The sequence below is a fragment of the Geodermatophilus sp. SYSU D00698 genome (genome assembly GCF_054050335.1).
Genome location: NZ_JBJGZD010000005.1, coordinates 207,602 through 229,931, shown reverse-complemented (window position 1 = coordinate 229,931; position 22,330 = coordinate 207,602). Strand labels below are relative to the sequence as shown.

Genomic DNA, 22,330 nt, shown 5'->3' with positions numbered 1-22,330 from the left:
GCCGTGCTGTGGGACCTGCTGACGCTGACCGGCCAGCTCTTCCTGCTCATGTGGCTGGCCACCGCGCTCTTCTGGGGCCTGGCCGGCGCCGCGGCGGCCGCCGCACTGGGCCGGCCGGCCTGGCAGGGCCTGCTGCTGGGGGCGGCGCTCCCCGGCATCGGCCCGGTCGTGCTGCTGGTGGTCGACGTCGTCCGCCGCGGCGGCGCCGCCGGCGTGCGCGCACGGCCGGCCGCGCCGTGGCGGGTGCGCGGCGCCCGGGAGGCGGCCGTCGCGCTCGCCGTCCTGGGCGCCGTCGCGGTCGTCGTGGTGACCGGTCTGCGCGACACCCGGCTGGCCGTGGTCACCGGCGAGGTGTCCTTCACCGTCCGCGACCTCGGCCTGACGACGGCCACCGGGGCCACCGTCCTCGTGCTGCTCGGCGCCGCCGCGCTGGCCTGGCACCGGCCGAGCCGGATCGCCGCCGTCGCGGTCGCCTGGTGCGCCTCCTGGTGGCTGCTGTGGGCCGCCGGCGCGCTGCTGGTCGGCGACACCCTGCGGGTGCTCGCCGACTCCACCGGCCTGGCCGACGCCCTCGACGCGGCGGTCGAGGTCGGGACGTCGTGGTGGCTGCTGCTCGGCGTCGCGGTCGCGCTGCTCGCCTGGAGCACCGCGCTGGTCGTCACCGGCGCCCGCGGCCGGGTGCCGGAGCCGCTGACGCCCGGCCTGCCCCGGCCCGGGCTGCCCCTGCCGCGGGCCGGCGTGGACCCGTTCGCGGACCCGTTCGCGCCGCGCACCCCGTTCGCGGCGCCGGACCACTCCGCCGGGCCGGCCGACCCGTTCGCGGGTCCCGGCCCGCGGCCGGGCTCAGGAGGCTGGTGAGGCGTGCGCCAGCGCCCTGACCACCGCCGCCGCGTCGGGGCGGGGCTCCGGGACGACGACGGTGCCCAGGCCGCTCGCGGCCACGGTGCCACCCGGCTCGGGGGCGGCCAGCACCACGCGGTAGCCGGACGCCGCGGCGCCGCCCTCCTGGTCGGTCACGGTGACCACGACGCCCGGACGGCCGTCGCCGGCCGTGGTGACCGCCCGCGACCCGGTGCGCAGGCCGATCTCGGCGGTCCAGGCGCGGAGGAACTCCTCGGGGTCGTCGGCCAGGCCGAGCTGCCGCGGCGGCTGGGGACGGTCGCTGACCGCCACCACCGTGACGGCGGGCTGGTCGGCGGCCGCGGCGAGGGCCTGGACGGCGCCCAGGACGCTGGCCACGGTGCCGGCCACCAGCCGCGGGCGCATCGACGCCGACAGGTCGAGCACCGCGGTCACCGGGACGCCGCTGGCGACCAGGCCGGCGTGCCCGGCCAGCGCCGTGGCCTCGCGCAGGGCCTGCGGGACCTCCACGTGCTTGGGCGCGGGTCCGCCGCCGCGCAGCCACGGGTCGCGGGTCGGGACGTAGGGCACCTGCTGCGGCAGGACGGCGTAGCCGGTGTCGGCCGGCGCCAGGCTCAGCGCCGCGGTCGCGGTGCCCCCGACGGTGTCCAGGCCGGGGTGCTGGAAGGCCTCCTCCGTGCCGGCGCCCGGGCCGGTGCGCACGACCAGCGACAGCGACAGCGGGTGCGCCGTCGGCGCGGTGACCACCAGGTCCAGCCGCTGCCACCCCGCGGGCAGCGCGGCGGCGTCGAGCAGCCAGGTGTCGTCCGCCCAGGGCTGGCGTCGCAGCCCGGGGACCTCGTCGTCGGGGAAGCGCAGGTGCTGCCCGGAGGCGGTCACCAGGTGCGCGGCGACCTCGTCGCCGGGCCGCAGCCCCTGCCACTCGACCAGGCACTGGGCGCCCGGCAGCGGCTCGCGCTGGTTGACCGTCATGAGCACCGTCATCGGGTAGCTTCCCCCTCCGGATCCGGATCGTCCGTGTCCCGGCCACCCGGCCGGACGCCGCCGCAGTGTGACAGAGCGCCGGCCCGCCCGGGCCCGCTGCCGGGTCATCCGCGCGTCCCCTCCGGGGCGGCCTCCCCCGCCGTCCCGTCCCCGCACCACACGAGGAGTCCCCGTGGCGTCCGCCCTCTACAGCGAGCTGCGCACCGCGCGTGACCAGCACGGCGTCGCTCCCGATGCGAGCGACGGCGTGCTGCTGCTCATCGCCCGGTCCCGCGTCGGGGACCCCGACCAGCTCGCCGGGCTGCTGCGGGACAAGGGCATCACCCTCGCACCGTCGTCGGTGCAGGAGCTGGCCCGGCTGGTCCGCGAGAGCGGTGGCGGGACGCCCGCCCCTCCCCCGGCCGCCGCGCCCGCGTCCGGCGGCGCCATGGGCTTCCTGACCCGCGTCGACGACCGGCCGGCCGGCCGCGTCGTCGACAGCATCCCGCCGGTGCCGGCCGCGCCTCCGCAGGCGTCCTCCCGGCGCGACCGCGGCGGGCTCTCCCCCGAGCACGCGGCCTCCCGCAGCGCCGCGGGCACGCTCCCGCCGCCCGCCTACCCGGCGCCGGCCGCAGCGCCCGCCGCCGCTCCCGAGCCGGCCCCCGCCCCGGAGCGCCCGGCCGCGGCTGCCCCGCCGCCGCCGGCTCCCGTCCCGGCCCCGGCCCCGGAGCCCGAGCCCGCGCCGGCAACCGGGGAGCCGGGCCTGCCCGGCCCCGAGGCGTTCTCCGACGACGTCGACCAGTGGGCGACCCGCGGCGACAAGGTGTCCACCCGCCGCGTCGACGACCGGACCGTCGACATCTCCTGGCCGGCGCTGGACGCGTCCGGCCAGTCGGTCGTCTACCTGCTCGTCGCCTCCTCCACCGGCATCCCGCCCCGCCCCAGCGCGGGCACCCGGGTGCTCGTGACCGACGAGCCGCGCGCGTCCGTCCCGGCCGGCACCGGACCGTTCGTCTCGGTGTTCAGCTACGCGGCGGACACCGCCTGGAGCCTGCCGACGGTGCAGGCGGTGCACCACGCCGCCGGCCGGGTCGTGCCCGAGGTCGCCGACCTGCACGTGAGCGTCCACAACGACGCGGTGGTGCTGAGCTGGACCGCACCCCAGGGCGTCAGCCGCGTGCGGGTGCTGCGCAGCCTCCCCGACGAGGCGCTGCCGCCCACCTTCGACGCCGCGCGGGAGATCGGCAGCACCCCCGCCTACGCCCGCGACACCGGCGTGCTCCCCGGCCGCCGCTACGAGTACCGGGTCCTCACCCAGTTCACCGAGGGCTCCGTGACCCACCTGTCGACGGGCATCGAGGCCGTCGCCACCATCCCGGCGGTCCCGCAGCCGGTGACCGACCTGACCGCGACCGTCTCCGGCGAGACGGCGATGGCGCGGGTCGAGCTGCGGTGGACCACGCCGGACCTCGGCACCGTCGTCGTCTACGAGGCCGGCGACAAGCCCGAGCACGCCGCCACCGGGCGGGTCATCAGCCGCGGCCAGCTCGACGTGCTGCCCCTGGGCCGGCCGGTGGGCGAGCCGGTGCTCGCCGAGGGGCCGGTGTCCATGGTGCCGGGCATCCCGTTCCGGCAGGCCGAGGGTGCCCGCCGCGCGTACACGCCGGTCACGCTGATCGGTGACCAGGCGGCGGTGGGGCCGGCGGCGGTCGTCGACCTGCTCGGCGCCCCGCGCGACGTCACGCTCACCGAGCGGGTGGGGTGGCAGCTGCTGCGCTTCGCCTGGCCGGTGGGCGCCACCTTCGTCGAGGTGGAGCGCGGAGGCATCGGCGGCCCCCCGGACGGCACCCCGGCGGTGCGCATCTCCGAGCAGGAGTACCGGCGGCTGGGCGGCATGCGCCTGGAGAACCTGCCGGTCAACGGCTGCGACCTGCACCTGCGCGGCTCGGTCCGGTCGGGCGGGGTGTGGACGCACGGCCCGACGACGGTGGTCACCTACCCCGGCCGCTGGGTCCTCTACTACCGGGTCGACAAGGTCGGCCGGATCGGCCGCCGCCGGCAGCTGTCGCTCTACGTCGAGCGGCCCTGGCAGGACGCCGCCCGGGTGGCGTTCGTGACCCGGCAGGACCGCATGCCCCTCAACCCGTGGGACCTGGAGCGGCAGCCCGACCTCACGATCGACGTCCGCGGCAACACCCTGGTGCCGCACCAGTGGACGCCGGTGGGCGAGCTGCCGCCCGAGGGCCCCGGCTACACCCGGCTGTTCGCCCAGCACGAGCGGGCGGGCTGGCCCGCCGTCGTCCCGCCGCCGACCGTGCCGCGCCCGCCGGGCCCGGCGCCCGCGCCCCTCGCGCCGGGCCAGCTCCGGTGCGTCACCTGCGGCACCACCCAGGACGCGCACCCCACGCTGTTCCGCTGCACGGGCAGCTGCCCGCCCGCGTTCGACCCGGTGCTGTCGGGCTTCCTCGGCGAGTCGACCGAGGACCGGCCGCTGTTCGCCGCGGCCGCGCCGGGCATGGACAGCGTCGCGTGCCCCACCTGCAGCACGCCGTCCCGCGAGGTCGTCTGCAAGGCGTGTCACTCGCCGCTGCAGTCCCAGGCGGCCGCCACCGACCCGGTGACCGTCACCGTCGTCGGCGCGCGCGGCACCGGGAAGACGACGTTCCTGGTCCGCCTCTGCGACTGGGTCGAGAAGGTGTGGGGCCCGGCGACCGGCGCCCCGGCGACGCCGCTGGACTCCTACACCGTCGGCCGGCTGCAGGCCATGCGCGAGTCCCTCACGGACGGGTACGCGCTGCCCTCCACGATGACCGTGGAGCAGAACCCCGACCTGCTCACGCCGATGCTGATGACGCTCGACCAGTGGGGCGGGCGCGCGCGCACCCTGGCCCTCTACGACGTCGCCGGGGAGGACACCGAGCGCCCCGGCGCCCTGGCGCCCTACGGCCCGACGATGGCGCGCAGCGACGCGCTGCTGTTCCTGCTCGATCCCCTGCAGATCGAGGACGTCCGCAACTTCCTGGAGGGGCAGATCCCGCTGCCGCCGGTGGCCGGCAACCCGCTCACCGTGCTCAACAACGTCATCACCGAGATCCGGCGGCGCACGAACGAGGCGGGGCGTCTCGGCATGCCGCTGATGGTCGCCGTCAGCAAGCTCGACGGGATCCACGAGGCGGTGGGGACGCCCGGCACCGACCTGTCCGAGCTGCTCAACGGCGGGTCCGCGCTGATGCACGACCCGACGGCGGGTGACTCGCTGGCCTTCGACCCGTACGACCGCTACCAGGTGCACGAGGAGACCCGCAGCCTGCTGCTGCGTCTCAACGCCATGCAGTTCCTCACGCTGGCCGAGGACTCCTTCGCGCGGGTCGAGTACTTCTCGCTGTCCGCCCTGGGTCACTCGCCGGCCGGGGCGACCCTGTCCGAGGCGGGGGTGTCCTCCTTCCGCGTGCCCGACCCGCTGCGCTGGCTGGTCGCCGGCCGCTGGCCCGGCCGCTGAGGGGAACGGCGATGCTGCGCGCGCAGTTCACCTACACGGCCTCGCGCCGGCCCGGTCCCTTCGACACCGGCGCCGGCTGGAAGGTGTCGGCCATCTCCAAGGTCGGGCCGGTGTCCGACGACGTCATCCGGGCGGCGGCCCGCAACGTCGGCGGGTTCGTGCCGCCGCCGCTGCCGGAGCTGGCCTCGAAGGCCGACGTCGACGCGCTGCCGCACTGCCTGCGGCTGGACGTGCTCGACGGGCCCGAGCCGCTGGCCTGCCTGAGCTCCATCGTGGCGGCCGGGCCGGACTACTCGGGGCGGCCGAACACCTTCGCCCACGGGCTGGTCGTCTCCGGCGACGGGCTGGCGGACGGGCGGGGCTGTCCCCTGCGCCCCGCCGACCTGTGGGACGCCGCCCTGTGGCAGCGGCCGCTGGGCGCCCAGGCGGCCGAGGAGACCCTGCTCGACGAGCACCTGCGCGACCTCACCCGCGGACCGCTCGACGCCGCCGCCCTGGAGGCCTTCACCCGCGCCCACCCGGACCAGCGCGAGCTCGTGCTCGCCGCGGTCGAGCGGTTCCTCGGTGGCGCCGGCCCGCTGGTCGTCGTCGGTGACGGGTCGTTCTCCTCGGTGGCCACCTGGCTGCACCTGGCCGGGCGGCTCCTGCTGCCCACGTCGGCGTGGCGGCTGCCGTTCAGCACCTACGAGCGGCTCCGGGATCCCCGCACGGCCACCGGCTGGCGCTTCGCCGTCGTCGGTGTGCCGGCGGCCGACGCCGCGGCCGCCGCGGCCCTGCCGGGCAGCCGGTTCACCGTGCTCCGCGACGACGAGAAGCCGGTGCGCGCGGGCCTGGGGCGCTGGACCCTCCACGACGGCGCTCCCCTGACGGCGGGGCCCTGGGCGCGGCTGGCCGAGTCGGTCATCAGCGCCGAGTTCCTGCCGGTGGTGACCGACCAGGTGGAGGCCCTCGCCGCCGCGGTGGGGAACTCGACCGCCGACCGGCCGATGTGGGCCCTGGGTGCCGCGGTCCTGCTCGACGACGACCTGGCGGAGTTCTTCGGCGCGGACGCCGCGGAGGTGGCCGCCGCGCACTGGCCGGCGCGCGTGGACGCCGAGGAGGTCCTCGAGCGGGTCCTGGAGTGCGTGGAGCGGCACGCCGCCCCCGGCTCCGACGCCGCCGCCCGCATCCGCGAGCGCCTCACGTCCGATCCCGACAGCCCGCTGGCACAGCGGGCGCTGCTCCGTCCGGTCCTCGCCGCACTCGAGACGCCGGCGGACTTCGAGCGGCTCGCGCACACGCTGCCGCAGCGGCCGATCGAGGTCGCTCCGGCGCTCCGGACGGATCTCGGCGGTGCCGTCGCCGACGCGCTCGGCCGTGTACCGCAGGCCGACGACCCGGTCGGGGCGCTCCTGGCGGTCGCCGCCGTGATGGACCACGTCTCCAGTCCCCTGGAGCTGCGGCTGCGGGCGGTCGAACTGGCCCGCGAACTGGTGGTGCCCAGGCTGGTGGAACCGGCGGCCGATCCGGTCCGCCGCGGCTGGCCGCCGGTGCCCTCCTGGCTGTGGGACTCGCTGACCCGGGAACTGGCCGCGACACCACAGCTGGAGCACGGCATCGAGCTGCCCGGCGAGAACCTGTCGGCGGCCACGCACGAGTGGCTCGGATCGCTCTCGCTGCCGGCCGGGGAGCTGACGGCCGAGGCGCTGCGCGGGACGGGACCGGTCGAGTGGGAACGCGCCGCCTACCGGCTGTACGTGCGCCGGGACCGGGACGTCACGCCGCTGGAGCGGGCCGCGGCCTTCCTCGGCACCGTGCGTTCGGGGGCGGTCAACGACGGCACCGCCATCGACCGCTGGGCCAGTCGGGCTGCCGACGACGCGTATCCGCGCAACTCGCTCGACGTCCCCACGGCGACCGTCCTCATGGACGCGATACCGGCCGAGGTGCCGTTCGCCGTCGCGCTCGCCACCGTCCTGCAGCGCACCCCTCCCTCACCGGAGACCCGTGCGGCGGCCGTGCGCCTGCACGAACGCGAGGTGGTGCCCCGCAACGTCGAGCACGTGGTGGAGCGGCACCGGCGCTTCGAGGAGCCGGCCGCCACGTCGGTGCCCACGGGCGGGACGCCGGTCACCGTGGCCGGGGACCCGGCCGCGCCCTCGGCGGCTGCCATCCCCCCCGGTGAGGTGCTCGTCACCGACAGGGCCCAGCTCCTGCACCTGCTCACCGAGCCGCAACGGCTCGGCGCGCCCCGGTCGGCGTGGATCCCGGTCGCCGAGGCGCTGCTGCGCGTCGACGTCCGCGTGCTGCCGATGGAGAAGCTGCCACAGGCCACGTGGGAGGACGCCATGCCCTGGGGCGACGGCTGGGCCCGGCTCGACGCCGAGCAGACCGACCCCGGCTCGCGCACCCTCCTCGCCGCCCACCTGCTCTGCCGCGGAGCGCGGGCACGCTGGTGGCTGCGCGAGGACTGGGCGGCCGGCTGGCTGACGGAGAAGGGCGAGGAGCGGAACACCGTCTGGGCCGAGACGATCGCCGGCCGGTTGCTGCTCCGCGGCGACCCGCGGATCGGCATCGAGGACCTGGTCCGGGTCCTGACCGAGCAGGCGCCGCGCAAGCCGTCGGGGACGTTCTCCGACGGGGGGAAGCGCGATGACGCCTGGCGGGAGGACGCCCTCACCTGGGCACGCCGGCTGGCCGGGTCGAAGCCGCGTCCGTCACCGGTCCCGCGAGCGCGGTGAGCGCCCCCGTCCGCGGCCCCGTCGTCCAGGGGACGTGGCGGCCCGGGACGGCCGGGCCGGTGCGGTGGGAGCCGCAGGTGGACTCCCGCTCGCCCTGGCAGAGTCGGTCGAGCCGAACGAGCGCGGGCGACCGCCGTCCCGTCGCCGGGTGTCGACCTGCTGCTGCCTCGGCGGGCCGGAGGCAGCAGGTCGACGACGGGCGCGAGGGTCAGCCGGCGAGCAGGTCCAGCAGCCGGTCGAGGTAGGGCACCTGGCCCTTCACCAGCTTGGCCCGCGCCTCGTCGACGCCGAACCAGGCGGCGCGGTCGATCTCGGGGAACTCCTGCAGCCGCCCCGACCGCGGCGGCCACTCGATCGTGAACGTGTTGCTGACGGCGGCGTCCGCGTCGAGATCGCCCTCGCCGGCCCACACGGTGAGGACCTTGCCGCTGGTCCGCAGCTCACCGAGCGGCACCAGCGACGTCGCCGGCACCGGGCTGCCGAGCTCCTCCTCGAACTCGCGGTGCGCGACCGCGAGCGGGTCCTCGCCGTCGGCGTACTCGCCCTTCGGGAACGACCAGGCGCCGTCGTCCTTCCTCGCCCAGAACGGCCCGCCCATGTGACCGAGCAGCACCTCCACGCGCGGCGCGCGGCGGTACAGCAGGACCCCCGCGCTCCGTCTCGGCACCGGCTCAGCCTGTCACGGGCAGCGCGGGCCCCGGTCGCCGTTGCCGCGGCCGTGGCCGCGGCCGTCCTGGCCCCGGCCCGGCGGGTCGTCGCAGGGGACCGTGGGCTCCGCGGTCGGGACGGGCGCGGCCGTCGTCGGAGCGGGCGTCGCCGCCGGGACGGCGGCCGGCACCCCGGCGACTCCCTCCGGGACGGCGGCCGGGGAGGTCGGGGACGGCGGGGGCGCGGCCGACGACGGGTGCGGCGACGCGGGGCGCGCGACGGGGTCGCTCGGCGCGGCCGTCCGCACGACGGGCGGCGCCGCGTCCACCGCCGTCCCGCTCACGGCCGGCGCGACCAGCACCGCCAGGCAGCTGACGGCGAGCAGCACCGCGAGTGCACCGAGCACCGCGAGCCACCGCCGGCGCGACGCCGGCCGCGCCGCCCGGTGCCGCGAGGAGGTGGGCAGCCGGTCCGTGTCGAGCCCGTCGGAGAGCCCGTCCAGCAAACCGTCGGACGGGCCGTCGGGCGGGGGCTCGGGAGCGGTGCGCACCCGGCCGAACGTACGGACGGGACGACCCGGTTCCGGCCACCGACCCGCTCCCCCGTGCCCGCCCGGCAACGTCTCGGCGCTCCCGTCACACCCGCCCCAGACGCTCCACGCGGATGACCGGACCGGTCCGTCCGGGCCGGTAGACAGGACGCCATGAGCACCACGGACACCCGCCCGCATCCGCACGACGGGGTCCGGGCTGCCGTGGCGATCTCGGCCACCAGCACGCCGGTGCTCTCCTACGCCCTCGCGCACAACCGGGTGCCGGTCGTGTCGCGGCTGGCGTTCACCAACCACGGCGCGGCGGTCCGTGGCGCCACCGTGCGCCTGGGCGTCCAGGACGCCGAGGGCCCCATCGGCAGCCCGGTCGAGCTGCTGGTCGACCTCGACGCCGGCACCACGACCGTGCTCAGCGACGTCGGCCTGGTCATGGACCCCGCCGCGATGCTGCAGATCGAGGAGCAGCGGCCCGGGTCGATCGAGATCGACGTCGCGGTCGACGGCGTGGACGTCGCCGGCACCGCCGTCCCGGTGCAGGTGCTCGCCGCCAGCCAGTGGTTGGCCACCCCGGTGCCGCTGGCGCTGGAGATGCTCGCCGCGCACGTCCTGCCCAACCACCCCGCGGTGACCGCGCTGCTGGCCGAGGCCGCCGCGGTGCTCGAGGAGCGCACCGACGACCCGTCGGTGCAGGGCTACCAGGCCGGTCCGGAGCGGGTCGACGAGATCGTCGCCGCGATCGCCGCGGCCGTGCGCGCCCGCGGCATCCGCTACAGCGAGCCCCCGGCCAGCTGGGCCGACATCGGCCAGAAGGTGCGCACCCCCGGCGACGTGCTCGACGGCCGGGTGGGCACGTGCCTGGACACCGTCGTCGTGCTCGCCGCCGCGCTCGAGGCCGCCGGCGTGCGGCCGCTGCTGTGGGTGGCCGAGGGGCACGCCTTCCTCGGCTACTGGCGCGAGGAGCGCACCGCGGAGAGCGCGGCGACCACCGACGTCGCGCCGCTGGTCAACCTGGTCGACCTCGGCCTGGTGCGGCTGGTGGAGACGACGCTGCTGACCAGCCGCAGCGCCGAGGAGCCGGACGCCGACCGGCTGCACCGCGCCGCCTACGACGCCTGGCTGCCCGGCCCCCTGGACCGCGTCGTCGGCGTCACCGACGTCCACCGCGCCCGCCGCGACGGCATCCTGCCGCTGCCCGCCCGCACCCGCGGCCCGGACGGCTCGGTGCAGGTCGTCGAGTACCGCGCGGCCGAGCACGACCCCGCCGCCCGCCCGGCCGGCCGGCACGCCGCCCCGGTCGCCGGCGGCCGCCCCGGCGTGCCGCCGCGGGTGCAGCAGTGGAAGAACGCCCTGCTCGACCTCAGCCTGCGCAACCGGCTGATCAACTACACCGAGGGCGCCGGCCTGCCGCTGGTCGTCCCCGACGCCTACCTCGCCGGCCTCGCCGACCTGCTCACCGGCGACGACGCCCTCACCCTGCTGCCCAGCGACCGGCTGGCCGCCGTGCACGTCGAGCGCGGCGTGCGCTCGGCCCGCGAGCTGCCGGTCGGCCTGCTCGGCGAGACGCTGGTCGACCGCCGCGCGGTGCACGCCGACGTCACCGAGGGCGGCTACCTGCCCCGGTTGCGCGGGCTGGCGCACCGGGCGCGGACGGTCCGCGAGGAGACCGGCGCCAACAACCTCCACGTCGCGATCGGCAGCCTGGCCTGGGAGCTCGACGGCCGGGCGCTGCGCTCGCCGCTGGTGCTGCTGCCGGTGGTCCTCTCCCCCGCCGGCCGCACCGGCGCCTACCGGCTCACCGCCGACGAGTCCTCCGCCGCCAGCCCCAACTGGTGCCTGCTGGAGAAGCTGCGCCAGGTGCACGGCCTGACGGTGCCGGGGCTGGACGGCGAGGGCCTCGACGTCGACACCGCGCTGACCGCCGTCCGCCAGGCGCTGGCCGACGCCGGGCTGCCGTTCCGCGTCGAGGCGACCGCCGACCTCGCCGTCCTGCAGTTCGCCAAGTACCGGCTGTGGCGCGACCTCGACGAGCACTGGGCCGAGCTCACCGCCAACCCGCTGGTGCACCACCTGGTGCACGCCCCGACCGAGGCGTTCACCGACCCGGTGCCGGCCGCGGCCGCCGACGTCGACCTCGACGAGCTGGCCGCCCGCTGCCCCGTCCCCGCCGACGCCTCGCAGCTGCGCGCGGTGGCCGAGGGCGTCGCCGGGCGCACGTTCGTGCTCGAGGGCCCGCCCGGCACCGGCAAGTCGCAGACCATCACCAACCTGCTCACCCGCGCGGTCGCCGACGGCAAGCGGGTGCTGTTCGTCGCCGAGAAGCGGGCCGCGCTCGACGTCGTCGCCCGGCGGCTCGAGGCGGTCGGCATGGGCCCGTTCGCGCTCGACCTGCACGACCGGGGCGCCCGCGCCGCCGAGGTCCGCGCCCGGGTGCGCGCGGCGCTGGACCACGCCGTCGCCGTCGACGAGCAGGGCCTGGCCGCCGACGGCGACGACCTGCGCGCCGCCCGCCGCACGCTGGCCCGCTACGCCGACCGGCTGCACGCGCCGAACGCCGCCGGGCTGTCGTACTACTCCGCGCGCACGGCGCAGCTCGCGCTCGGCGACGACGTCCCGCAGCTGCCGGTGCCGCAGGCCTTCGCCGCCGCCGCGCCCGCCGCGACGCTGGCCGAGGTGCGCCGCGCGCTGGCGCTGCTGCCCGACGTCGCCGACCTGGTCCGCCCCTCGCCGCGGCACCCGTGGGCGTTCGTCGACACCGCGCGGGTCGACCTGCGCGCCGCCCAGGCCGCCGCCGCCGAGGTCGACGCCGCCATGCGCGCGCTGCCGGCCGAGGAGCACCTGGCGCGGGCGCTGCGCGAGGTGCGCACCCCCGGCGACCTCGACGACCTCGCCCACCTGCTGTCCGGTCCGGCGGTGGGCTCCACGATCGGCATGGACGTCCTCGACGAGGTGCCCACCGAGCGCTGGACGACCGCGACGACGACGGTGCTCGGCGAGGTCGCCGCGTTCACCTCCGCCGTCCACCCCGGGCTGGAGCTCGCGACCCCGGAGGCGCTGGCGCTGCCGCTGGCCGACCTCTACGTCGCCGCCCAGACCGCGCAGGCCGCCCGCTGGTGGGCCCGCCGGCAGGGGCTGCGCGCGGTGCGCGCGCAGCTCGCGCCGGTGCTGCGCCCGGGCGTGACGGTCAAGCTGCGCGACGTCGCCGAGCTCACCGCCTCGCTGTGGCGGCTGCAGACCGCCGCCACCGGGATCGCCGCCCGCGCCTCGGTCATCCCCGGTCTGTCGGTGCCGGCCGGGTGGAACCCGCTGCTGGAGCCCACGCTGCTCGACGGGCAGGTCGCCTGGCTGCGCCGCGCCGGCGCGGTCGTCGACAGCGCCCGCGAGTTCGCCGTCGCGCTGCGCCGCTACGTCGTCGCCGGGCCCGGGCCGGACGCCGCCGCGGCCGCTGCCGTCGTCCGGCTGCGCGACGGGCTCGACGCGCTGCTGCGGGTCTGCTCCAGCACCCCGGCCGCGCTGGCCGCCTGGTGCGGCGACGACGGCGTGGTGCTGCGCTGGGCGATGACCCGGCCCGAGCGCGGCGTCGAGCACAGCGGGCTCATCTCGCTGCGCCGCTGGGCGGAGTTCCTCGACACCCTCGAGCCGCTGCGCGCCGCCGGGCTCACCGAGGCCCGCGCCGCGCTGGTGTCGGGCCGGCTGCCCGCCGAGGACGCCCCGCGCGCGTTCGAGCACGGCCTGGCCGCCGCGTCGTCGGCCGAGCGCCGCGCCGCCACCGGGCTGGACGGCTTCGACGAGGCCGCGCACGGCAGGGCGATCACCCGCTTCACCGCCGCCTCCCGCGCGGTGCGCCGGCACCTGGCCGCCGCGCTGCCGGCCGAGGTGTTGGCCGGCCGGGACCTCGGCCTCGCCTCTGACGGCACCGCCGACGACCGGCTCGGCGCGCTGCAGCGCGAGCTCGGCCGCTCCCGCCGGGGCCTGAGCGTGCGCGCGCTGCTGGCCGAGTACGGCGACCTGGTCACCGCGGTCATGCCGTGCGTGCTGGTCAGCCCCGACTCGGTGGCGCGGTTCTTCCCCGCGCGGGCCGGGCTGTTCGACCTGGTGGTCTTCGACGAGGCCTCGCAGATCCGCGTCGCCGACGCCGTCGGCGCGCTCGGCCGGGCCAGGGCCGCCGTGGTCGTCGGGGACAGCGAGCAGATGCCGCCGACGTCGTTCGCCGAGCCGGTGTCCGTCCTCGACGACGAGCTCGCCGAGCTGCTCGGCACCGCCGTCGAGGACGAGGAGTCGATCCTCTCCGAGTGCGTGCAGGCGCGGGTGCCGCGGCACTGGCTGTCCTGGCACTACCGCAGCCAGGACGAGTCGCTGATCGCGTTCAGCAACGCGCACTACTACGAGAACCGGCTGTCGTCGTTCCCGGCGCCCACCCACGGGCGGCCCTCGCCCGACGTCGACGGCCGCGGCATCTCGCTGGTCCGCGTGCAGGGCACCTTCCACCGCGCCGGCGCCGGCCGGCTGCTGCGCACCAACCCGATGGAGGCCAAGGCCGTCGTCGCCGAGGTCCGCCGCCGGTTCGACGCGGGTACGGGCGGGGACGCCACAGCGGTGCCGTCGATCGGCGTGGTCACCTTCAACACCCAGCAGCGGGCCTACATCGAGTCGCTGCTGCGCGACGCCGGCGACGAGCGGCTGGCCGAGGCGCTGGACCGCACCGACGGCGAGGGCCTGTTCGTCAAGAACCTGGAGAACGTGCAGGGCGACGAGCGCGACGTCGTGCTGTTCTCCACCGGCTTCAGCCCCGACGACCGCGGCGTGCTGCCGCTGAACTTCGGCCCGCTCAACCGGGTGGGCGGCGAGCGCCGGCTCAACGTGGCGATCACCCGCGCCCGGCGGCAGGTCGTCGTCTTCTCCTCCTTCGACCCGTCGGCGCTGCGCGCGGAGCAGACGTCGTCGCTGGGCATCAAGCACCTGCGCGCCTACCTCGACCTGGCGGCGCTCGGCACCGACGCGCTGCCCCGCGAGGCCCGGCGGCCGTCGGTGCCCGACCGGCACCGCGAGGAGATCGCCGCGGCGCTGCGCGGGCGCGGGCTGGCGGTGCGCACCGACGTCGGCCTGTCGGAGTTCCGCGTCGACCTGTCCGTGGCCCGGGCCGCCACGCCGGACAGCCCGGTCATGGCGGTGCTGCTCGACGGCCCCGAGTGGGCGCGCCGCCGCACCGTCGGCGACCGCGACGGCCTCCCGGTCGAGGTGCTGTCCGGGATGCTCGGCTGGCCCGCGGTGGAGCGGGTGTGGCTGCCCTCGTGGCTGCGCGACCGCGACGCCGTCCTGGACCGCCTGGTCGCGGCGGTGGCCGCGGTCCCCGAGCCGGCACCCGCTCCCCCGGCCGCCGCCCCCACCGTGGTGGACGACGTCCCCGCCCCCGTCGTCGAGCTCCCCGTCGCCGAGCCGGAGCCGGAGCCGGGGACCGGGCCGCAGCCCGACCCCGAGCCGGAGTCCCGCGGGCTGCCGACGCTGCGCTCGATGGTGTCGGCCGCGGTCACCGCGCTGCCGGTGCCGCGGCACACGCCGGTCGAGGCCCCGGTGGTGACGACGCCGGTGACCCCGGTGCCGGTGACCCCGGTGCCGGTGACCCCGGTGCCGGTGACCCCGGTGCCGGTGACCCCGGTGCCGGTGACCCCGGTGCCGCTGACCGTCGTCCCCGACCCCGTCGAGGAACCCGCGCAGGAGCTGCGGTTCCGCGCGTGGGCGCCCAGGCCCGCGGGCGACCGCAAGGTCCTCGACGACCTGGCCGACCCGCGCAACGCCCGGCTCGTGCGGCGCGTCCTGACCGCCGGGCTCAAGGCGGAGGGGCCGGTGCACCGCGACCGCCTCGCGCGGCTGGCCGCCGGCGCGTTCGGGCTGACCCGGGTGAGCGAGGCCCGCCGCGACGCGCTGCTGGCCCTGCTGCCCGAGGGCTCGCTCGACGGCGACGTCGTCTGGCCCGGGACGCTGGACCGGGAGACCTGGACCGCGTTCCGCCGCCAGGCCACCAGCACCGCGCGCCCGCTCGAGCAGGTGCCGGTGCAGGAGGTCGGCAACGCGATGGTCGCCCTGTGCCGCGCGTCCGACGGCCTGACCCAGGACGAGCTGTTCCTGCGCACCGGCGAGGTGTTCGGCTACCGCCGCCGCACGCCGTCGCTGGCGCCGCTGCTGGCCCGGGCGCTGGCCCGCGTCACCGCCGCCGGCCGCGTCACCGCCGGCGACGACGGCCGGCTCACCGCCCGCTGACCTCTCCGCCACGCGGTCGTGCTCGGCACACAGGTGTGGGCAGAGCACGACCGTCCGCGGGAGCACCCCGGCTGCGGGGAGGATGGAGCACCGTGAGCACCGCCGGGACGACCGAGGCGACCGCGATCCGGGACTTCGCCGCCGACGTGCGCGACGCCGTCGGGCGGCTGGCCGGGGTCGCCGAGCGCACGCCGCTGCAGCGCAACGAGCGGCTCTCCGCACTCACCGGCGCCGACGTGTGGCTCAAGCGGGAGGACCTGCAGGTCGGCCGCTCGTACAAGGTCCGCGGCGCGTACAACATGATCAGCCGCCTCGACGACGCCGCCCGCGCCGCCGGCGTGGTGTGCGCGAGCGCCGGCAACCACGGGCAGGGCGTCGCGTACGCCTGCCGGGCGCTCGGCGTGCGCGGCGCGGTCTTCGTCCCCGGCACGACGCCGCGGCAGAAGCGCGCCCGCATCCAGGCCCTCGGCGGGGACACCGTCGAGCTCGTCGTCACCGGCGACACCTACGACGACGCCGCGGCCGCCGCCGCGGCGCACGCCCGCACGACCGGCGCCACGCTGGTCCCGGCGTTCGACGCCCGGCCGGTCGTCGTCGGGCAGGCGACCGTCGCGGTGGAGGTGCTCGACCAGCTCGGCGGCCGCGCGCCCGACGTCGTCGTCCTGCCGCTCGGCGGGGGCGGGCTGCTGGCCGGCTGCGGCACCTGGCTCGCGCAGGCCGCCCCCGGCACCCGGGTGGTCGGGGTGGAGCCGGCGGGCGCGGCGAGCATGGCCGCGGCCCTGGCCGCCGGGCGGCCGGTCGAGCTGGCGGAGATCGACACCTTCGTCGACGGCGCCGCGGTCCGGCGGGCCGGGGCGGTCACCCACCCGCTGGTGCGCGACTGCGGCGCCGAGCTGGTCGCCGTCCCCGAGGGCCGGGTCTGCACCGAGATGCTCGACCTGTACCAGGTCGACGGGATCATCGCCGAGCCCGCGGGCGCGCTGGCCTCCGCCGCGCTCACCGGCGGCACCGTGCGGGTCGAGCCGGGGCAGACGGTGGTCTGCGTGCTGTCCGGCGGCAACAACGACGTCAGCCGGTACGCCGAGGTCATCGAGCGATCCCTGGTGCACCAGGGGCTCAAGCACTACTTCCTCGTGGAGTTCCCCCAGGAGCCCGGCGCGCTGCGCCGCTTCCTCGACGACGTGCTCGGCCCCGACGACGACATCGTGCTGTTCGAGTACGTCAAGCGGGACGAGCGGGAGACCGGCGCCGCGCTCACCGGCATCGAGCTCGGCACCGCCTCCGCGCTGCCCGGCCTGCTCGACCGGATCGCCGCGAGCCCGCTGCGCATCCAGCACCTGGCGCCGGACTCCCCGGCCTACCGCTACCTCGTCCGCGGCGGCGCCCCGGGCTAGACCCGGGCCAGCCCCACCACGGTGACGTCGTCGGTGCCCGCGGGGTCCAGCGCCGCGACGACGCCGTCCACGACCTCCTGCGGCTCCCCGCCCAGGCCCGCCACCGCCGCGCGCACCGCCTCCAGGCCCTCGGGCAGCGGGCGGTCGCGCCGCTCGACCAGCCCGTCGCTGTAGAGCAGCAGCCGGTCGCCGGGGTCCAGCCGCAGCTCCACCTCGGGGAAGTCGGCGTCGTCGAGGAGGCCGAGCGCCGGCCCGCGGCCGTCGGTGACCAGCCGCGCGGCGCCGTCGTGCGCGTGCACGGCGGGCAGGTGCCCGGCGTTGGCCAGCGCCAGCGCCCCGCCGGCCGGGTCGAGCTGGACGACGAGGGCGGTCGCCATCTCCCCTGGCAGCAGCGCGGCGACCAGGCGGTTGAGCTCGGCCAGCGCCGCGGCCGGGCCCTCGTCGCGCAGCAGCGCGGCGCGCAGCGCGTGCCGCAGCTGGGCGGTCACCGACGCGGCGGTCAGGCCGTGCCCGGCGACGTCGCCGAGCACCACGGCCAGCCGGCCGCTGGGCAGCGGCACCAGGTCGTACCAGTCGCCGCCGACGACGTCGGCCTCGCTCGGCCGGTACCGCGCGCCGAGCGCGACGCCGGGCACCTTGGGCAGCTCCTCCAGCAGCAGGGTGCGCTGCAGCGCGGCCGAGAGCCGGTCGTCCTCGCCGGCGCGGGCGAGCCGCGCCTCGCCGAGGTGGCCGGCCAGCGCGCGGGCGGCGGCGACCTCGTGCTCGCGCCACGGGCGGGCGGTGCCGCGCACGGTCTCGGTCCAGCGGGCGAACGACCGGCGCGGGGACAGCCGCCCGTCGGTGACCTTCGACGTGTGCGGGTCGCCGCCCCAGCTGACCTCGCGCGGGGTCTCGGGGCGGAACCAGGCCAGGAAGTCGCCGCGCCCGCCGCCGACCTCGACGGCGAGCACGCCGCTGGCGTCGTCGGCGAGGTCCTCGAAGCCGGGCAGCGCGAGGGTGAGCCGGTCGGTCGCGCCGCCGGCCCGCAGCACCGCCGGGACGGCGGCGGCGACCCTCTCGGCCGGCGGGGTGCGTCCGAGCAGGTGCAACCGCCCGTCGAGGCGGACCGCGGCGCCGGCGGCGGGCAGCAGGTCCAGCGCGGTGAGGTCCCCGTCCACGAGCGCGGCCGCGGGCGTGCGCGGCGTGCGGCCGATCGCGGCCACCAGCTCCGCCTCCCGCTGCGCGACGGCGACCACCCGGTCGCGCTCGCCGGCCTCGACGGTGGTGTGCAGCAGCAGCGAGGCGGTGCGGCCGAGGAACTCCGCGGCGGTGCGGTCGGCGTAGGAGGGGCGGTGGGCGCCGCTGTAGCCGTGGCAGGCGACGAGTCCCCAGAGCTTCCCGCGGTCGATGAGCGACACCGACATCGACGCGGTGACGCCCATGTTGGCCAGGTACTCCAGGTGCACCGGCGAGACGCTGCGCAGCACCGCGCCGGACAGGTCCAGCGGCCGCCCCGTCCCCGGCACCAGCGGCGGCTCCAGCGGGACCGGCGTGTAGGCGGCGTCGGGGATCAGCCGCATCCAGTTGGTGGCGTAGAGGGCGCGGGCCTGGGCGGGGATGTCACCGGCCGGGTAGTGCAGGCCGAGGAAGGGCTCGAGGTCCGCCCGCCGGTCCTCGGCGACCACCTCGCCGTTCCACTCGGCGTCGAAGCGGTAGACCATCACCCGGTCGAAGCCGGTCAGCGCCCGCACCTCGTGGGCCAGGACGGCGGTCAGCCCCTCCAGCGACGTCGGCGCGGACAGCCGCTGCAGCACGGTCGGCAGCCGCCGGTGCCAGGCCGCGCCGGCCTGCCCGGCGCCGACGACCGGCTCCCACTCGGTGACCAGCAGGTCGCCGCTGCGGGACAGGACCAGGTCCAGCTCGGTGCCGGCGGGCGCCACCCGCAGCGCGTCGGCCTCGGCGAGGTCCGCGGCCAGCGCCGCCCGCAGCCGGTCGAGCTCGGCGAGGGTCAGCAGGTCGGCCAGCGTGCGGCCGGTGGGGTCGGTGCCGAGGACGGCGGCGGCGTTGGCCGAGGCGATGACGACGGCGAGGTCGGGCTCGGTGACGGCGAGCAGCGCGCCGTGCGGCTGGATCGCGCCGGGGACGGCGATCGGCTCCTCGGCGCAGCGGGCGAGCGCCTCGTCGTCGACCACACGGCGGAGCGGGTCGGGAGCCGGGGACGGGAGGGTCGGGGCGGCGCTCATCGCGGCCGACCCTACGACCCGACCTCCCCGTCGGTCAGGCTCGCCGACTCCACGACCGGCACCAGGCGGGACAGGTCCAGCAGGTCGATGACCAGGCGCACCGGCTGGTTGTCCCGCGGGCAGACGACCTGCAGCGCGGTCCCGGCCGCGGCGGCCTGCTTGGCGGCACGGACCAGCTGCCGGGCGCCGGAGGAGTCCATGAAGACGGTGGCGGTCAGGTCGATGACCAGGGACCGCGGGTGGGCGGCCAGCTCGTCGTCGACGTACGCGGCGAGGAGCGCCACCGTGGCGATGTCCAGTTCACCGCGTACCCTCAGCGCGGGCCGCCCGTTCACCGCCACGCGGTCGACGGCGAACAGCACGATCAGGCTCCCTCGGTACCCGGAACGGACCCGAGGAGCGTACGCGCCGTCACGGGAGGGGGCTCGGCATGGACATCGCGTTCACCGTCCGGCTGCCCGTCGACGTCGACAGCGTGCCCTTCGTCCGCGGCCTGTGCCGGCAGGCGCTCGAGCACCTGCGGATCGAGCGGGCCGTCGTCGAGGAGACGACGCTCGCGCTCACCGAGGCCTGCGCCAACGTCGTCCAGCACGCCGGCGACCACGCCGGGTACCAGGTGTCGGTGGAGATCGACCGGGCGCTGTGCCGGATCACCGTCGTCGACGACGGCACCGGCTTCGACCCGGAGGAGGCGGCCACCCGGGCCGGCCCCGACGGTGAGCGCGGCGCGGGGCTCACGCTCATGCAGGCGCTGGTCGACCGGCTGGACTTCCGCCTCGACCCCGACGGCCGGCACTGCGTCAGCCTGGAGAAGCGGCTGAGCAGCCGCCCGTCGCTGCGCCTGCTCGACCGCAGCTGACGAAGGACCCCCTGCCCCCCACCGCTGGCAGGCTCGGGGCGGGTCCCTGCAGGGGGCCGGAGAGCGACTACCTGTCGAGCGGGTTGGCCCGGGCGCGGGCGGCGAAGCCGTTCGCCGAGAACCGGCCGGCCGGCGAGTCCGGCTTGCGGCGGGCCTGGTCCTCGAAGCAGGCGACGAACTCGCCGATGAGGCCCAGCCGCGGGTACTCCGCGAGGACGGCGGCGCGCAGGCCGGCGGGCCAGGTGTCCGGGTCGCGGCCGGAGATGTCGAGGCCGGTGGCCAGCTCCAGCAGGTGCCCCTCGGGGTCGGCGGCGACGTCGACCTCCGGCGCCATGTGCGCGACGACGACCTCCGCGACCCGGCGTCGCCGCGCGGCCGGCCAGCCCACCCCCGTGGCGAACACCCAGCCGACCGCCCCGCCGGCCTCCTCGAACGGCACGGTCGTGCTGTCGAAGACCGGCACCAGGCCGATGTCGTGCACCATCGCCGCGACGAACAGCAGCTCCTCGTCGAACGCGATGCCGTGCCGGGCGGCGTGGTCGGCGGCCCACAGGTAGGACCGCAGGCAGTGGTTCACCAGCGCCGGTGAGCTGAACTGCTCCACCACCTCCCGCGCGAGGCGGCAGGCGGCGGTGTCGGGCAGGGCGGGGAGGGAGGCGGTCACGGTCGGTGAGTGTGCCGCCGTCCGTCCGCTCCTCCCCCGCCCGCCGCGCACCCTGGCAGGTCCGTTGCGGAACCCGGCAGGGACGGTGTCCTGACGAGAGCCGTCACGCCGAGGGCTTGAGCTCCCTGACCCGCTCGATGAGCCCGCCGGCGCAGGCGTCGATGAACCCGTCGGGGTCCGGGCCGACGTTCTGCAGGACGAGGTGGTCGAAGCCCGCGTCGACGTAGGGCTGCGCCTGCTGGAGGTGCTTCTCCGGGTCCGGCCCGACGGAGAACTGCCCCCGGATGTCGTCCTCCCTCACCGTCTGGCTGGCGGCGTCGAAGTTGACCGGGTTGGGCAGCTCGCTCATGACCTTCCAGCCGGTGAGCGCCCAGCGGCTGGTCTTCAGCGCCTCCTCGACGGCGGACTGCTCGTCCTGCGCCCACGCCATCGGCACCTCGGCGTAGAGCGGGCCCTTGCCGCCGGCGTCGCGGAAGGCGCCGACGAGGTCCTCGCGCGGCTCGGTGGCGAACAGCCCGTCGCCGTACTGGGCGGCCAGCTCCGAGGCGTTGTGCCCGCCGCTGGCGACCGCGATGACCGGGAGCTCGTCCGGCAGGTCGAACACCCGGGCGTCCTCGAGCTGCAGGTACCTGCCCTCGAAGGTCTGGTAGCCGCCCTGCCAGAGCTGCCGGATGATCTGCAGCGCCTCGCGGAGCATCTCGTGCCGCACGTGCACCGCCGGCCAGCCGGTGCCGACGACGTGCTCGTTGAGCCGCTCACCGGCGCCGATGCCGAGGGTGAACCGGCCCTCGGCGAGGATCTGCACGGTGGCCGCGGCCTGGGCGATGACCGCCGGGTGGTACCGGATGATCGGGCAGGTCACGCCGGTGACCAGGCCGATCCGCTCGGTCCTCGCGGCCATCGCGCCGAGCATCGACCAGGTGAAGCCGCTGTGCCCCTGGACGTCGAGCCACGGGTGGTAGTGGTCGCTCATCTCGACGAAGTCGAAGCCCGCCTCCTCGGCCCGCACCGTCTGGCGGACGACCTCCCCGGGCGGGAAGGCCTCGGTGGCGAGCTTCAGTCCGACCTGCATCGCGGGCGTCCTCACTGTCGGGTCCAGCGGTCGCACGAGGGCTGCCCGGGCCCGGCGGAACGGAAACGGCACGCCGGGGTCCCACGGCTCAGCCGGGGGCGACGTCCACCCGCAGGCCCAGCTGCTCGAAGAAGCCCTTCTGGTCGAAGTAGCCGACGACGCGCGTGATGCCGTCCGGCCCGACCTCGATCAGGTCGACCCCCGGGACGTCGCACCGGCGCTGGGTCGGCGCCGGCAGTCCCGGCAGCACGCCGCTGTTGGTGCCCTGCAGGCGCCAGCGGACGTACGCCCGGGAGCCCTCGCCGACGACGTCCTCGACGGTCAGCGTCAGGTCGGGGAAGGCCGCCAGGAAGCCGGAGACGAACCCGGCGACCGCGCCCTTCGGCAGGGGCTCGGGCAACGAGGGGTCGGTGTAGACGCCGTCGTCGGCGAAGGTCGCGGCGACGGCGTCCCCGTCGTGGTCCTGCCAGCCGCGCAGGTACCGCTCGGCCAGCTCGGCGGCGCTCAGCGTCGTCGTCATGTCGGTCTCCCCTCGGACGGTGGGCGGGCACCGCAGCGCGGACGGGGGCCGCCGCGCGCCACGGCGAGGTGGTCGCGCGAGGGTGCCGAGGCTAGTGCCGCGC

General features: G+C 77.3%; 14 protein-coding genes. 6 read left to right on the top strand and 8 right to left on the bottom strand.

All coding sequences use genetic code 11. The features are described from left to right. Positions 1 to 3: 3 nt before the first annotated feature. Positions 4 to 858 (top strand): hypothetical protein, encoded by an 855-nt coding sequence (locus ACI8AB_RS07080; protein WP_456949524.1) that lies wholly within the window; start codon positions 4 to 6, stop codon positions 856 to 858. Here the strand turns inward: ACI8AB_RS07080 and ACI8AB_RS07075 are convergent. Continuing rightward, positions 844 to 1,845: a hypothetical protein gene (locus tag ACI8AB_RS07075; protein WP_456949523.1), complete on the bottom strand. Its 1,002-nt coding sequence runs from the start codon at positions 1,843 to 1,845 to the stop codon at positions 844 to 846. The two genes, ACI8AB_RS07080 and ACI8AB_RS07075, sit on opposite strands and share 15 nt — an antisense overlap. Before the next feature lie 172 nt (positions 1,846 to 2,017). Here ACI8AB_RS07075 and ACI8AB_RS07070 point away from each other — a divergent pair, with 172 nt between their 5' ends. Beyond that, positions 2,018 to 5,323 carry a hypothetical protein gene (locus ACI8AB_RS07070; RefSeq protein ID WP_456949522.1) on the top strand — a complete coding sequence of 1,102 codons (3,306 nt, stop codon included), beginning with the start codon at positions 2,018 to 2,020 and terminating at the stop codon, positions 5,321 to 5,323. A gap of 11 nt (positions 5,324 to 5,334) precedes the next feature. Further along, positions 5,335 to 8,043 carry a GAP1-N2 domain-containing protein gene (locus ACI8AB_RS07065; protein WP_456949521.1) on the top strand — a complete coding sequence of 903 codons (2,709 nt, stop codon included), beginning with the start codon at positions 5,335 to 5,337 and terminating at the stop codon, positions 8,041 to 8,043. A gap of 208 nt (positions 8,044 to 8,251) precedes the next feature. Here the strand turns inward: ACI8AB_RS07065 and ACI8AB_RS07060 are convergent, their stop codons facing one another. Both ACI8AB_RS07060 and ACI8AB_RS07055 read right to left on the bottom strand, forming a co-directional pair. Continuing rightward, complete coding sequence (locus tag ACI8AB_RS07060) at positions 8,252 to 8,710, bottom strand: NUDIX domain-containing protein (RefSeq protein ID WP_456949520.1); 459 nt, start codon at positions 8,708 to 8,710, stop codon at positions 8,252 to 8,254. A gap of 12 nt (positions 8,711 to 8,722) precedes the next feature. Further along, complete coding sequence (locus ACI8AB_RS07055; RefSeq protein WP_456949519.1) at positions 8,723 to 9,241, bottom strand: hypothetical protein; 519 nt, start codon at positions 9,239 to 9,241, stop codon at positions 8,723 to 8,725. Between the two features lie 153 nt (positions 9,242 to 9,394). On the opposite strand from ACI8AB_RS07055, the gene ACI8AB_RS07050 reads away from it, so the two are divergent. After that, on the top strand, positions 9,395 to 15,496 hold the full coding sequence (locus ACI8AB_RS07050) for a DUF4011 domain-containing protein (protein ID WP_456949518.1): 6,102 nt from the start codon (positions 9,395 to 9,397) through the stop codon (positions 15,494 to 15,496). 92 nt (positions 15,497 to 15,588) lie between these two features. Then, entirely contained in the window at positions 15,589 to 16,890 is a 1,302-nt protein-coding gene (gene ilvA, locus ACI8AB_RS07045; RefSeq protein ID WP_456949517.1) for a threonine ammonia-lyase IlvA, read from the top strand. Here the strand turns inward: ilvA and ACI8AB_RS07040 are convergent. Continuing rightward, the gene (locus ACI8AB_RS07040) at positions 16,887 to 19,112 is read right to left on the bottom strand and encodes a SpoIIE family protein phosphatase (protein ID WP_456949516.1); all 2,226 of its coding nucleotides are present in this window, start codon (positions 19,110 to 19,112) and stop codon (positions 16,887 to 16,889) included. The two genes, ilvA and ACI8AB_RS07040, sit on opposite strands and share 4 nt — an antisense overlap. Before the next feature lie 11 nt (positions 19,113 to 19,123). Continuing rightward, positions 19,124 to 19,474, bottom strand: coding sequence for an STAS domain-containing protein (locus tag ACI8AB_RS07035; protein ID WP_387988796.1), 351 nt, complete (start codon positions 19,472 to 19,474; stop codon positions 19,124 to 19,126). Positions 19,475 to 19,542: 68 nt separating this feature from the next. Between ACI8AB_RS07035 and ACI8AB_RS07030 the strand changes: the two genes are divergently transcribed. Further along, positions 19,543 to 19,971, top strand: coding sequence for an ATP-binding protein (locus tag ACI8AB_RS07030; protein WP_456949515.1), 429 nt, complete (start codon positions 19,543 to 19,545; stop codon positions 19,969 to 19,971). A gap of 67 nt (positions 19,972 to 20,038) precedes the next feature. Here the strand turns inward: ACI8AB_RS07030 and ACI8AB_RS07025 are convergent, their stop codons facing one another. From ACI8AB_RS07025 to ACI8AB_RS07015, 3 genes are all read right to left on the bottom strand, one after another. Next, positions 20,039 to 20,635: an HD domain-containing protein gene (locus tag ACI8AB_RS07025; protein ID WP_456949514.1), complete on the bottom strand. Its 597-nt coding sequence runs from the start codon at positions 20,633 to 20,635 to the stop codon at positions 20,039 to 20,041. Between the two features lie 103 nt (positions 20,636 to 20,738). Beyond that, complete coding sequence (locus tag ACI8AB_RS07020; protein ID WP_456949513.1) at positions 20,739 to 21,707, bottom strand: TIGR03557 family F420-dependent LLM class oxidoreductase; 969 nt, start codon at positions 21,705 to 21,707, stop codon at positions 20,739 to 20,741. Positions 21,708 to 21,795: 88 nt separating this feature from the next. Continuing rightward, positions 21,796 to 22,227: an ester cyclase gene (locus tag ACI8AB_RS07015; RefSeq protein WP_456949512.1), complete on the bottom strand. Its 432-nt coding sequence runs from the start codon at positions 22,225 to 22,227 to the stop codon at positions 21,796 to 21,798. Positions 22,228 to 22,330: the final 103 nt, after the last annotated feature.

What these genes read in the sequence shown, in the direction of transcription:
- ACI8AB_RS07075 (WP_456949523.1), bottom strand. Translation starts at nt 1,845, where the DNA reads ATGACGGTGCTCATGACGGTCAACCAGCGCGAGCCGCTGCCGGGCGCC.
- ACI8AB_RS07065 (WP_456949521.1), top strand. Translation starts at nt 5,335, where the DNA reads ATGCTGCGCGCGCAGTTCACCTACACGGCCTCGCGCCGGCCCGGTCCC.
- ACI8AB_RS07020 (WP_456949513.1), bottom strand. Translation starts at nt 21,707, where the DNA reads ATGCAGGTCGGACTGAAGCTCGCCACCGAGGCCTTCCCGCCCGGGGAG.
- ACI8AB_RS07050 (WP_456949518.1), top strand. Translation starts at nt 9,395, where the DNA reads ATGAGCACCACGGACACCCGCCCGCATCCGCACGACGGGGTCCGGGCT.
- ACI8AB_RS07040 (WP_456949516.1), bottom strand. Translation starts at nt 19,112, where the DNA reads ATGAGCGCCGCCCCGACCCTCCCGTCCCCGGCTCCCGACCCGCTCCGC.
- ACI8AB_RS07015 (WP_456949512.1), bottom strand. Translation starts at nt 22,227, where the DNA reads ATGACGACGACGCTGAGCGCCGCCGAGCTGGCCGAGCGGTACCTGCGC.
- ACI8AB_RS07030 (WP_456949515.1), top strand. Translation starts at nt 19,543, where the DNA reads ATGGACATCGCGTTCACCGTCCGGCTGCCCGTCGACGTCGACAGCGTG.